Annotated in this window: 1 protein-coding gene; it reads left to right on the forward strand. The window is 50.4% G+C overall.

Annotation, left to right across the window (positions count from 1 at the left end; genetic code table 11):
* Positions 1-30 precede the first annotated feature (30 nt).
* Complete coding sequence (locus ACNFN4_RS16255) at positions 31-14,982, forward strand: amino acid adenylation domain-containing protein (RefSeq protein WP_448200307.1); 14,952 nt, start codon at positions 31-33, stop codon at positions 14,980-14,982.

Here is a 14,982-nt window from a genome sequence, read left to right on the forward strand (position 1 = left end):
CTTACATACAGATGAAATGGAGGCAGCTCTATGAAAAGTGATATGAAGGCAAGCGGGTTACTCAAGCCATCTGTCAGCTATGGAAAATCATTGCGGCTTTCAGCGGATCAGCCGATGACGATTCCTGAAGTCCTGCACAAAACCGCCGCGGCAGCGGGAGATCAAAAGGGCATCACATATATACAGCCTGACGGCACCAAAGTGTACCAGACTTACAGCGGCCTGAAAAAGATCGCTCTTTCGATTGTGAAAGGGCTCCGCCAATCAGGAGTGAAGGCTCAGGATGAAGTCATATTACAGCTCAGTGACAATTCCCAGCTGATTCCTGCTTTTTGGGGCTGTGTTTTTTTAGGAGCGATCCCGGTTCCGCTTGCGGCCGCTCCGGCTTATACAGAAATGAACAGCGGGACGCAAAAACTAAAAGACGCCTGGATGCTGTTGAATCAGCCGTATGTCATCACAAGCCGTGACGTGCTGCCGGAGATGACTGAATGGGCGGAGGAGCAGGAGCTTTCCGGGTTTTGCGCTTTGGCGGCAGAAGATCTCAGTGCGCACGAAATGGATACGGACTGTCATCATCCCCGTCCGGAAGATTTGGCGATGCTGCTTTTGACCTCGGGAAGCACGGGCACGCCGAAAGCCGTGATGCTCAGCCATGAAAACATCGTCTGCATGGTCAAAGGAAATATTCAGATGCAGGGCTATACAAGTGAGGATGTCACGTTTAACTGGATGCCTTTTGACCACGTCGGCGGCATCGGAATGCTTCATCTGCGTGATGTTTATCTCGGATGTGAGGAAATCAACATACCGAGCGAATCCATTTTGATGGACCCTTTAAAATGGCTCGACCTGATTGATCATTACCGCGCTTCGGTCACGTGGGCCCCCAATTTTGCCTTTGGACTGCTTGCCGATTTTGCAGAAGAGATTCAAACGCGGAAATGGGACTTATCTTCCATGCGTTACATGCTGAACGGCGGGGAGGCCGCGGTTGCGAAAGTCGGACGCAGAATTATGGAGCTTTTAGAGCCGCACGGTCTGCCGGCTAATGCCATCCGTCCCGCATGGGGAATGTCCGAAACGTCTTCGGGCGTTATTTTCTCAGATGAGTTTACACTGGAAAACACGAGTGACGACGATCGTTTCGTCGAGATCGGTCTGCCGATTCCGGGATTTAATATGAGAATTACCGATGACCGCAATCAAGTGGTGGAAGAAGGAGAAATCGGCCGCTTCCAAGTGTCTGGTCTGACTGTAACGAGCGGATATTATGAGCGCCCGGACTTAAATGACAGTGTCTTTACAGAAGACGGCTGGTTTGAAACGGGAGATCTCGGATTTCTGCGTGAAGGCCGCCTGACGATAACGGGGCGCACGAAAGATGCCATCATTATCAACGGTGTGAATTATTACAGCCATGCCATTGAATCAGCCGTTGAGGAATTGCCGGAAATTGAAACGTCTTATACAGCGGCATGCGCCGTCCGGCCGAATCAAAGCACGACAGATGAGCTGGCGATTTTCTTTGTGACATCTGTTCCGTTGGATGAGAACCGCATGACGAAGCTTCTTCATCACATTCACCAGCACGTGACACAGAGAATCGGCGTTACCCCTGATTATCTGCTTCCGGTCGCAAAAGAAGACATTCCTAAGACGGCGATCGGGAAAATCCAGCGCACTCAGCTGAAACATTCATTCGAACAAGGGGAATTTGATTCATTACATAATAGCAGGCAAGAAGGCGGCAATTCAGACACGGCTTCTGCAGAGAAAGAAATTGAACGGGATTTTATCCGTTTTCTGAAAGAGAAACTTTCCATCGCGGATGAGCTCGTTGATCCAAATACGCCGTTTCAAAGTCTTGGCGTCAATTCCATCAAGATGATGAAACTCGCCAGATCAATTGAAAAAACGTATCACGTCCGGCTGACGGCAAGAGAGCTGCACAAAAACCCGACGATTGGCGCTTTAGCAGCTTATACTGCTGAAAAAGCGGCAAACATGTCAGCGGAGCATCATTTCCAAAAAACCGACCCGCCGGCAGAACGGGAGAGACGGCAAACGGCGCCAGCGCTTTCAGAAGTCCAAAAAGGGCTGTGGACATTGCAGAAAATGTCGCCTGAAACGACTGTATACCATGTCCCGCTCTGTTTCCGATTCACATCCGGAATCGACAAAGAGAAACTGAAACAGGCGTTTCAGTTCGTATTAAAGCAGCATCCGATGCTCAAAAGCGCGGTGAATGAAACAGACGGCGGGTTTTATTTCAGAGAAGCGGCAAATCCTTTTGTATTCTCGGAAGAAGATATTTCTGACGTCAATGAATCACAAATATCCGCTCTGATACGGAAAAAAGTGAAAGAGCCGTTTGTCAAAGAAGGCGGGCCTTTGCTGCGCGTGCAGCTGCTTTCAAAATCCGCCGAGGAACATTATCTTTTGACGGTCATTCACCACATCGTATTTGACGGCATTTCATCCATTACATTTATTCACAGTCTGCTGGATCGTTATCAGGCGCTGCTGGAGGGAAAAGAAGAGTTTACGGCCGCCGTTCCCGGCATTCATCCCGATTTCGCGGCTTGGGAAAAGCGGTATTTAGCGGGGGAAGAAAGCAAAGCTGCCCGCGCTTACTGGATGAAACAGCTCGGGGGCGATCTGCCTGGCCTTCAGCTTCCGCCGATGCGCACGGACAGCAGTGTTCCGGAGTTTACAGAAGATACGCTGACACGCCGTCTTCCCGAACGGCTGCTGAATAATATAACGGTGTTTGCCGCATCCCGTTCGATTCATTTGTCTACCGTCATGCTGAGCTGTTACATGGTGCTTTTAAGCAAATATACGGATAAGGAAGATATTGTGACAGGCATGCCTGCAATGGTCAGACCCGAAGAACGCTTTGACGGAGTGGTCGGCCATTTCCTCAACATGCTTCCCATACGGAACAGAGCCGGACGAAAAGAAACATTTGCTGACTTTGTTCAAAAGGTGCAGGATGCCGTTCTGGACGGACTGGATCACTCATTTTATCCGTTTCCGAAAATGGTGCGTGATGTGCATGCGAAACCCCGGCAGAACGGTTCGCCTGTTTTCAGCAATGCCTTTTTCTATCAGAACTTTCTGCAGCATTCGAGCTATCAATCGATGCTTGATGAATACAAGGAATTCTCCTGTGAGTTTGTAAAAGACATTCATCAGGAGGGGGAATATGATCTTGTTTTTGAAATGTGGGAAGAAGCATCAGGCATGGATCTTACGATTAAATACAGCACCGAATTATTCGACGAAGCAGGGGCGGCCAGGCTTTTTAGCCAATTTGTACAGGCTGCTGAAGCTTTGACGGCGAATCCGGATATGCCGCTTGAGAACGTTTCTCTCATGACAAAAAGAGAGGAGCACATGATTCTTAAGACTTGGAATGAGACAAGCCGTGAATATCCGGATGCCTGCTTCCATGAATTATTCGAACGTCAGGCGGCAGAAACACCGGACGCTTGTGCGGTCGTGTATGAACAGCAAAGGCTGACGTACCGTGAGCTTGATGAAAAAAGCACGAAGCTGGCGCTCTATTTGCAGGCGCACGGTGCAGGCCCTGATGATCTCATCGGCATTTATACAGACCGTTCATTGCATATGGCTGTCGGCCTTCTCGGCATTTTAAAAGCCGGGGGAGCGTATGTGCCGCTTGATCCTTCTTATCCCGCTGACAGATTGGAATATATGATCACCGACAGCAGGATTTCAATGTGCCTGACGACAGCTGATTTAGAGCACTCTTTGAACTGGGGAGGCGTGCAGACAACTGCCATTGACCGCGATTGGTCTCATATTGAAAGTACAGCCGCGGAAAGAACGTCGCTGAAGCGGTTAGTGACACCTGACGATCTGGCGTATGTCATTTACACGTCGGGCAGCACGGGCAAACCGAAAGGCGTGATGATTCCGCACCGGGCGCTGACCAACTTCTTAATCTCGATGGCGAATGAACCGGGGCTTTCGTCCGAAGACAAACTGCTTGCCGTCACGACATATTGCTTTGACATCGCGGCACTGGAGCTGTACCTTCCTTTAATCAAAGGAGCGGAGTGCAACATCTGTAAGACAGAAGTCACAAAAGACGCACGAAAGCTGAAAGAGCTGATTCAAGAGTACAAACCGACGATCATGCAGGCGACGCCGTTTACGTGGAAAATGCTCTTTCATTCCGGATGGTCAAATGAAGAAAAAGTGAAAATCCTTTGCGGCGGAGAGGCGCTCAGCGAACAATTGAAGCAGCAGTTTCTAGATACGAAAAGTGAGGCTTGGAATATGTTCGGGCCGACAGAGACGACAATCTGGTCCGCGGTGCAGCGTATCACGGAAAATGAGAGTGCGCTTACGATCGGACGCCCGATCGCCAATACCCGCGTGTATATTATGGATTCCGGTCTCAACCCTGTTTTAGAAGGGGTGCCGGGAGAACTTTGTATTGCGGGAGACGGATTGGCAAGAGGGTATTTCAACAAGCCTGAGCTGACAGATAAAGCTTTCGTCAGCCACCGGCTCGAACTGGGATCAAAGCTTTATAAAACAGGCGATATGGCGCGTTTTCTTCCCGGCGGCCGCATTGAATACATGGGACGGATGGACACCCAAGTCAAAATCCGCGGCTACCGGATTGAACCCGGAGATATTGAGAGCCGGCTGAATGCCCATCCGGCCGTACAGGAAAGCGTAGTGGTTGTGAACAATCACTCCGGAAATGAGAAGCTTTGCGCGTTTTATATCCTGAAAAACGGAGAGCCGCTTCCATCTGCAAAGGAATTGCGCAATCATTTGAAACAAGCGTTGCCGGCATATATGACGCCAGCTTCGTTTATCCGACTTGAAGAGCTGCCGCTCACACCGAACGGAAAAGTGGACCGCAAGCTTCTTGCTGCCCGCGATCTGACGGAAAAGCAGCCGGACACACAAACATTTTCATCATCTCATATCCAGCAGGCGGTGCTGGCGATTTGGCAGGATGTATTGAAAAGCAAAGATATAGAGCTTGATGACCGCTTTTTTGATGCGGGGGGAGATTCGCTTCTTGCCGTGACTGTCACTGACCGGATGACGCAGGAACTGGATTGTGAATTCAGTGTAACAGAGCTCTTTGAATACGCGACGGTAAAAGACATCAGCCGGTACATCACAGAACAAAAACCGAAAGAAACCGTTTTGGCTCCTGTGCCGCAAAAGAAAGTGAATACAGAAGACCGGGAACATCTAGCGGGAGAAATTCCCGGTTATTACGAGGACAGTGTCGCGGTTATCGGTATATCCTGTGAATTTCCGGGAGCGAAAGATCATTATGAATTTTGGAATAACATCAAAGAAGGCAAAGAAAGCATCACCTTCTTTTCAAAAGAAGAGCTCCGCCGATCCGGTATTTCTGAAGAACTGGCTGATCATCCCGGCTTCGTTCCGGCTAAATCAGTTTTAGAGGGGAAAGAAATGTTTGATCCCGGTTTCTTCGGCTTTTCACCGAAAGATGCGGAATATATGGACCCTCAGCTGAGAATGCTTTTGCTCCATTCATGGAAGGCAATCGAGGATGCGGGATATATCTCAAAAGAAATTCCGGAAACAAGCGTGTATATGTCTGCCAGCACGAACTCTTACCGCAGCCTGCTGCCGGAGGAGACGACAGCACAGCTGGAAACGCCGGATGGCTACGTGTCATGGGTGCTTGCCCAAAGCGGTACGATTCCGACGATGATTTCTCATAAACTCGGGTTGAAAGGGCCGAGCTATTTTGTCCATGCCAACTGCTCATCTTCGTTAATCGGCCTGCATTCGGCTTTTCAAAGCCTGCAGTCCGGCGAAGCCAAGTACGCCCTTGTCGGCGGTGCGACCCTTCATACGGAATCAAGCGCCGGATATGTTCATCAGCCGGGGCTGAATTTTTCGAGCGACGGGCATATTAAAGCGTTTGACGCGGCTGCTGACGGAATGATCGGCGGTGAAGGAGCCGGCGCCGTGCTCTTGAAAAAAGCGTCTGATGCCGTTAAGGACGGCGACCATATTTATGCGCTGCTGCGCGGAATCGGCGTCAATAACGACGGAGCGGATAAGGTCGGATTTTATGCGCCGAGCGTCAAAGGACAGGCTGAGGTCATTCAGAAGGTCATTGATCAGACGGGCATCCATCCCGAAACGATCGCGTACGTCGAAGCTCACGGCACAGGAACAAAACTCGGCGATCCGATCGAACTGTCCGCACTTCAATCGGTGTACGGCCGATATACAGATAAAAAACAATACTGCGGCATCGGTTCAGTCAAAACAAATCTCGGGCATTTGGATACAGCGGCCGGAATGGCGGGCTGCATCAAGGTTGTCATGAGCTTATATCATCAGGAAATCGCGCCGAGCATCAATTACAAAGAGCCGAACCCGAATCTTCATTTAGAAGACTCTCCGTTTTACGTAGCGGAAGAAAAGAAAGAGTTAACCCGTGAGAACAGAGCGCACCGCATGGCTTTAAGCTCTTTCGGTCTTGGCGGAACAAACACACACGCGATTTTTGAACAATATCCGGATGCATCTGAGGCAGCAGACGCTGCCGGTCCGTTCATCATTCCGTTGTCTGCCAGAAAAAAAGATCGTCTGAAGGAGTACGCAAAACAGCTGCTGGCTTTTCTGGAAAGAAAAACGGACGCCGACCTCGCTGATCTTGCCTACACGTTCCAAGTCGGAAGGGAAGCGATGGAAGAGCGCGCGGCCTTTATCACAAGCGGCATTGCGGAGCTGAAGCGGCAGCTTGCCGATTTTATCAATGATAAGCCGGCTGTAACAGGCTGCTTCAGGGGAGAAAAACAGCAGGCGAAAGATATTGCCTGGCTTTCTGATGATGATGACAGCGCTGAACTCATTGAGAAATGGCTTGCGAAAGGAAAAGGATCGAAGCTCTGTGAAATGTGGAGTAAAGGTGTCGCCATCAATTGGCACAAGCTTTACAAAGACAAGCATCCGAAACGAATCAGCGTGCCGGTCTACCCGTTTGCAAAGGAGCCGTACTGGCCGAAAAAAGCAGAAACGAACACATCTGCCGCACACACCGGAGTCTCAGTTTTACACCCGCTCGTGCAGCAAAATACGTCAGATTTGGCCGTTCAGCGGTTCAGCTCACGGTTTACAGGCTCAGAATTTTTCCTGAAGGATCATGTGGTCAGGGAAAAAGCTGTGCTGCCGGGAGCGGCATATTTGGAAATGTCTTATGAAGCGGTAAAACGGGCGCTTGGCGGCTTATTAAAAGACCAAGACAGAATAACGCTCCATCATACCGTCTGGATGAAGCCGATCGTCGTTCACGAACAAGAGCGCCAGGTCCATATTGCGCTGTTCCCTGAAGAGGACGGCATCATCTCATATGACATTTACAGCGTAAACGCTGACGGCGAAGAAGTGCTGCACAGCCAAGGGCGGGCCGAAATCATAAAGGCTGAACGAGAGCCTGAGGCCGACCTTTCTGCCATACAAAACAGATGCACAGCGGACATTCTTGATCCGGCGGCCTTTTATCGGGAAGGCCGGAGCAGGGGGATGTTCCACGGAAAAGCCTTCCAAGGCATTAAGTCCGCCTTTATCGGCGAGAAAGAAGTGCTTTCGGACATACAGCTTCCGGATTCTGTTTCTCACACGAACGGACAATTTACGCTTCATCCGAGCATCATTGATTCAGCTATTCAGACGGCAACGATCTGCATTATGCAGGAGTTTCCCGGACAAAAGCTGATTCTGCCGTTTGCGCTGGAATATCTTGAAGTCGTCAAAGCATGCACGCCGACTATGCGGGCGCATGCACGCTTCAGCGAAGGATATCAAACCGGTGATTCCGTGCAGAAAGCCGACATTGACCTGTTCGACGAAACAGGAGCGCTTTGCGTGAAGGTGAGAGGATTTTCTACGAGAGTGCTTGAAGGCGATGCAGAATCGGCTCAGCGGCTATCAGGCTCGGAAAAGGTCTTGTTTGCACCGGTCTGGAAAGAAGCCGCCGCATCCGAGAAAGCCTCTGTCCATGCTGATGAGCATTTGATCATACTTTGTGAAGATGCCTGCCGTATAAAAGATGAAGCGGCATCCGGCCTGAAAGACGCCGAACTGCTGATTGCAGAAGGTGAGGGTGAAACAGCCGCTGAACGCTTCCAAAGCTACGCGCAGACAATCGCTGAACACATCCGGCGGATCATCAGCGAAAAAAGGCAGGGCCGCATTCTGATTCAGACTGTTATTTCAGCAGACGGCAGCCAGCAATTGTTTGCGGGGTTAACAGGTTTGTTAAAAACAGCCGAGCTGGAATACGGAAAACTTGACTGTCAGCTCATCGAAATGGAATCAATCGGTGAAATGCCGGCTGTCGCTCAAAAACTGAAAAACGACAGTCATCGGCCGCATGATAAACATATCCGTTATAAAGGAGACAAACGGTATGTGAAGGCTTGGGAAGAAATGCATCCCGCAGGGGGCGGCGCCGTCTGGAAGGACGAAGGCGTATATCTGATAACCGGAGGGACAGGAAGCCTGGGGTTGATGTTCGCAAAAGAAATCGCAGGTCGCGTTAAACACCCGAAAATCATTCTGACCGGCCGCTCAAATCTGGCAGAAGCCAAACAGCGTGAGCTTGCTATGCTTCAGCACTCAGGCGCAAATGTCGTCTACAAAAAGATGAATGCGGCAGACCGGCGGGAAAATGAAGCGCTGATAAAAGAGGTTACGGCGGATTTCGGAAAGCTTAACGGAATTATTCACGCTGCGGGAGTGATACAAGACCGCTTCCTGCTGCAAAAAACGAAGGAAGAGTTCAGGGAAGTGCTTGATCCGAAAGTGATCGGAACCGCTTATTTAGATGAAGCCAGCAAAGACTGCAATCTTGACTTTTTCGTATTGTTCTCCAGTGTTTCCGGCGTTCTCGGCAATGTCGGGCAGGCTGATTATGCCGCCGGCAACGCGTTTATGGATGCGTACGCCGCTTACAGGCAATCCCTTACGGAGAATGGCCTTCGGCACGGAAAAACGGTCGCCTTTAACTGGACGCTGTGGAAAGATGGCGGTATGCAGGCGGGAGACGAGACGGAGAGAATGATGAAAAAAGCTTTCGGCATGGTTCCGCTTCAAAAGGCGTCAGGCCTGGCTGCTTTTTATGAAGGAATGGCTCAGGAAAAGCCGCAGCTTTTAGCAGCTGAAGGACACGCAGCAAAATTAAAACAGTCCTTCCTATCCGTTTCTGAAACTGAAAAGCCGCAGGTGGAGAAAATAGAGCCTGTATCCGCCGTTTCGGGAGACAAATGGCACGGTGCGCTTATCCGATTGGTCAGTTCAATTTTAAAAGTCGGCCAAGACGAGATTGATATTGATACGGAACTGAGTGAATACGGTTTTGATTCCGTATCGTTTACCGTCTTTACGAATCAATTAAATGAAGCGTATCAGCTGGAACTGGCGCCGACGATCTTCTTCGAACACGGGACGATCCGCAGTTTAGCAGAGTATTTGACGGATGAGGCAGAAGCCGGCCTTCCTTCTCAGCCGGAAGAAAAACACGATGCAGAAGAATCTCTTCAAACGCTTCAGACCGCTTTGACAGACATGGTAAGCGGCATTTTAAAAGTAGACCGTGAGGACATTGAGACAGATACGGAATTGAGTGAATACGGTTTTGATTCCGTATCGTTTACCGTCTTTACGAATCAATTAAATGAAGCGTATCAGCTGGAGCTGGCGCCGACGATTTTCTTTGAGTACGGAACGATCAGCGGTCTCGCCGGATATTTGGCAAAAGAGCATCCGGGCCGTTTCGGCGAAAAGAAGAAAGAGTCTCCGAAAAAAGAGCAGCCAAAAGCCCAAAAATCGAAAATGCAGCGGAAAAAGCGCTTCGCAACGGTAATGAACGCTGCGGCAGCGACACAAGAGCCGCGCCGCTTGGATACGGTTGCCATTGTCGGAATCAGCGGCCGATTCCCGGGCGCGAAGGATATAGAGGAATTTTGGCGCAATTTGAAAGAAGGAAAGGATTCGATCACAACCATTCCGAAAGAACGCTGGGATTGGCAAGCGTTTGATGGCGACCCGAATCTTGAAGGGAACAAAACGAATATCAAGTGGGGCGGCTTTATCGACGGAATAGCTGAATTTGATCCGCTGTTCTTTGGGATTTCACCGCGGGAAGCCCAATATTTAGATCCGCAGCAGCGGCTGTTATTGACTTATGCATGGCGGGCGATAGAAGATGCGGGCTGTAAGCCGGAAAGCCTTTCCGGCACAAATACGGGCGTCTTTATCGGCACCGGAAATACCGGTTATAAAGATTTGTTCACAAGGGCAGGTCTTGCGCCGGAAGGACATGCGGCGACAGGCAGCATGATTCCTTCCATAGGTCCGAACCGTTTGAGCTATTTGTTAAATCTTCACGGGCCAAGTGAGCCGATTGAAACGGCATGTTCAAGCTCGCTTGTGGCGATTCACCGGGCGGTATCCGCTATAGAAAACGGAGAATGCGACATGGCGATTGCCGGGGGAATCAACACGATTCTGACGGAAGAAGCGCATATCAGCTACAGCAAAGCAGGCATGCTCAGCAAAGACGGAAAATGCAAAACCTTCTCCAAAGATGCCAACGGGTATGTCAGAGGAGAAGGCGCGGGAATTCTGATGCTGAAGAAACTGACAGATGCAGAACGTGACGGCAATCCGATTTACGGCGTGATCCGCGGTACGGCTGAAAACCACGGCGGCCGGGCGAATACGTTAACCTCGCCGAATCCGAAACTGCAGGCTGATTTATTGGTGAAAGCATACCGGAAAGCGGGAGTGGACCCGAGCACCGTCACTTATATTGAAGCGCACGGTACAGGAACGGAATTGGGCGACCCGATTGAAATAAACGGTTTGAAAGCGGCGTTTCACGAGCTGGCGAAAACAAATCAAGAGCCTGAAGTCTTCGGTCACCGCTGCGGCATCGGTTCGGTCAAAAGCAATATCGGCCATTTAGAGCTTGCCGCGGGAGTATCAGGCGTCATGAAAGTGCTTTTGCAAATGAAGCACAAAACGCTGGTGAAAAGCCTGCATTGCGAGACGATCAATCCGTACATTCAGCTCGATGACAGTCCTTTCTACATCGTGCGGGAAAATCAGGAATGGACGGCAGCAAAAGATAGAAACGGAAATGCCATTCCGCGCCGGGCCGGGGTCAGCTCATTTGGCATCGGCGGGGTCAACGCCCATATCGTCATTGAAGAGTATGTCCCGAAAGCAGCCGCTCAGCCTGAGCACAGCCCGGAAAATCCGGCAATCATCGTTTTGTCCGCCAAATCAAAAGAAAAACTGTTTGAACAGGCGCGGCAGCTGCAAAAAGCGATCCGTCAAACGCCGTATACAGATCAAGACTTGGCGGGCGTCGCTTATACGCTGCAAACCGGAAGGGACGAAATGGAAGAGCGCTTGGCCATTCTTGCAGCGACGATGGCGGAATTGGAAACAAAGCTGGAAGCATTTACGAAAAATGAGAAAAACATTGCCGGGCTGTATACCGGCCAGTCTCACCGCAATAAAGATACGTTTGCCTTGTTCACCGCAGATGAAGATATGGACATCGTCATTGACGCCTGGATTAAAAAAGGAAAATTCGCCAAGCTGGCAGAGGTATGGGTGAAAGGCGGCGTATTGAATTGGAACCGGCTGTATGAAAAGGGTACGCCGCGTTTACTCAGTCTTCCGTCTTATCCGTTCGCAAAAGACACGTATTGGGTGCCTGAGAATCCTGACAAAAAGAAGGTCCATACAGAGGAACGGATGAAACGTATTCTGACGAAACAATGGGAACCGAGCCCGCTCGAACTGGGTGAACCGTGCGCACGTTCCGTTGCGATTTTGACAGGCGGGGACACGATCAATCTCGCAGAAGAGATCGCAGCGCATATGCCGAATCACCGTATCATCACAGGATCAGACCTTGCCGGTGAATATGACTGGCAGGCGTTTGGCGGCGTCATCGACCTTCTCGGCGCAGCGAAAGAAGAAGCTTCTGAAGATATGACCGGTATCAAATGGCTTCAGCAATTGATTGAGCATGGGCATAAAGAAGGGATGACACTGCTTTGTGTCACGAAAGACCTTGAGTCATTAAATAAAGAGGCCAATCAAACAACAGGAGCAAAACGGGCCGGTCTGTACAGAATGCTGGCGTGCGAGTACGGTCATCTGTCTTCAAGGCATCTCGACCTTGAAGGAGGGCTTTCTGATGACAAACTGGCGAAGCAGATTGCCGATGAGTTTCATGCCCGCACTGATGACGCGGAAGTTTGCCGGAGGAACGGCTTGCGTTACCGCGCTGTATTAAGCGGCTCAGAAAACATGGATATGAAAGGCGAGAGAATTGATTTTCCGGACAACCATGTGCTTCTGATCACCGGGGGGACGAGGGGGATCGGCCTTTTATGCGCACGCCATTTTGCCGAACATTACGGAGTGAAAAAACTGGTGCTTACAGGCCGTGAGACCCTTCCGCCGCGAAGTGAGTGGACGGGCGGACTGAATGGGGTGACGGCTTCTGTAAAAGCGAAAATTGAAGCTGTTCTCGACTTGGAATCCAAAGGTGTACAAGTGAAGGTTTTGTCAGTCCCGTTAGCTGATGAAGCCGGGCTGAGACAGGAACTGAGTCAGATAAAACAGACGCTCGGACCTATCGGCGGCGTGATTCACTGCGCGGGTGTGACCGATAAAGAGACGCTCGCATTCATCAGAAAAACCGATGAAGACATACAGCGCGTGCTCGAGCCGAAAGTAGACGGGCTTCAGGCGTTATACAGTGTGCTCAGCGAAGAGCCGCTGAAGTTTTTCGTCTTGTTCTCTTCCGTGTCAGCTGCGATACCGGCGCTTTCGGCAGGACAGGCCGACTATGCCATGGCCAATGCGTATATGGACTATTTTGCAAACTCATACAAAGAGCAGCTGCCGATCGTAAGCATTCAGTGGCCGAACTGGAAAGAAACCGGAATGGGCGAAGTAACAAACAAAGCTTATAAAGAGAGCGGGCTATACAGCATCACGAATGCAGAAGGATTACAGCTCCTTGACGGCATACTTCTTGAATCAGCAAGGGGCCCGGTGCTGCCGGCCGTTCTGAATCCTGAGCTGTGGAAGCCGGAGCGATTCCTGCGGCGGAGCAGGCAGGATCAGCCAATAAGTCCGGCTATGGTAAAACCGGCGGAAAAAAACGCTGACACTGCCGCAGATAACGCTCAATTAACAAGGAAAACAGAAGAATGGCTGAAAGAATTATTTTCTGAAGAGCTGCGGATTGATCAGGACCAGCTTGAGACAGACGTATTATTCCAAGATTACGGAGTGGATTCCATTATTCTTGCTCAGCTTCTGCAGCGGATCAACCGGAATCTCTCGGCATCGCTTGACCCGTCCATTCTGTATGAATATCCGACGATTCAATCTTTCGCAAATTGGCTTCTCGAAGGATATACAGAAGTTTTGTCAGAACGGTTTGATTTGGCGGCGGAGCCTGTTATGAAGAAGCCGGCTGAGCCGGTGATTGAAACACAAGCCGTTAAGGTGCAAGAAGAGCCGGCCGGAAAACAGATTCACCGGGAAGATATCGCGGTCGTCGGCATGTCCTGCCGGTTTCCGGGGGCGGCTTCTTTAGAGGCGTACTGGTCGCTTTTGGCTGAAGGCCGTTCGGCTATCGGTCCTGTTCCGGCTGAGCGATGGGGTTTGAAGACGCCTTATTACGCGGGAATGCTTGATGGAATTCATCAATTTGATCCGGACTTCTTTTTACTGGCTGAAGAAGATGTAAAGGCAATGGACCCTCAAGCTTTGGCCGCTCTGGAAGAATGCCTTAACCTGTGGTATCACGCTGGCTATACGCCGGATGAGATAAAGGGAGAAGCAATAGGTGTGTATCTCGGCGGACGCAGCCGTCACAAACCGGGTGAAGAGAAACTGCTGGATGCGAAAAACCCGATCGTCGCGCTGGGCCAGAATTATTTGGCCGCAAATCTCTCTCAATATTTTGATATGCGCGGCCCGAGTGTTGTCCTCGATACGGCTTGTTCTTCTGCTTTAGTCGGCATGAATATGGCCGTGCAGGCTCTTGTAACAGGAGAAATAAAAGCGGCCGTCGTCGGCGGCGTGAGCCTGTTTGAATCAGAAGAAACCCATAAATTATTTGAACAGCGCGGCATATTAAGTAAAGCGCAGTCGTTCCATGTATTTGACGAACGCGCCGATGGAGTCGTGCTGGGCGAGGGTGTCGGAATGGTTCTTTTAAAAACCGTGTCTCAGGCGATTGAAGACGGAGATTCTATTTATGCCGTAGTGAAGGCGGCATCCGTCAATAATGACGGAAGAACGGCAGGCCCGGCTACGCCGAGTCTGGAAGCGCAAAAATCCGTCATGAAGACGGCTCTTGAAAAAAGCGGAAAACAGCCGGAAGACATTACTCATATTGAAGCGAACGGTTCAGGCACGGTCGTGACGGATCTGTTAGAACTGAAGGCCATTCAATCCGTCTACCGTTCAAAAGACGCCGGCCCGCTCGGAATCGGATCTGTGAAACCGAACATCGGGCACCCGCTTTGCGCGGAAGGAATTGCAAGTTTCATAAAAGTTGTTCTCATGCTGAAAGAAAAGAGCTTTATCCCGTTTTTATCAGGCGAGCATGAAAATACACATTTTGATAGAGAAAAGGCCAATATTCAGTTCAGCCGCACTCTGGCAGACTGGCCGTCACCAATACCGGCGGCAGGAATTAACTGCTTTGCCGACGGCGGAACAAACGCCCACGTTATTGTGGAAGCGTGGCAGGAAGACGAAGGGCGCCCAATCAAGCGCCATCCTTTAACACCGCCTGCATTAAATAAGCGGCTGATTTCGCCGGACAGCAAAGAAGAAACGAACGAAAAAGCTGCGGCAAACATCTGGGATACCTATGAAGTGGAGGTTTAA

Source organism: Bacillus sp. N1(2025), from assembly GCF_053470005.1.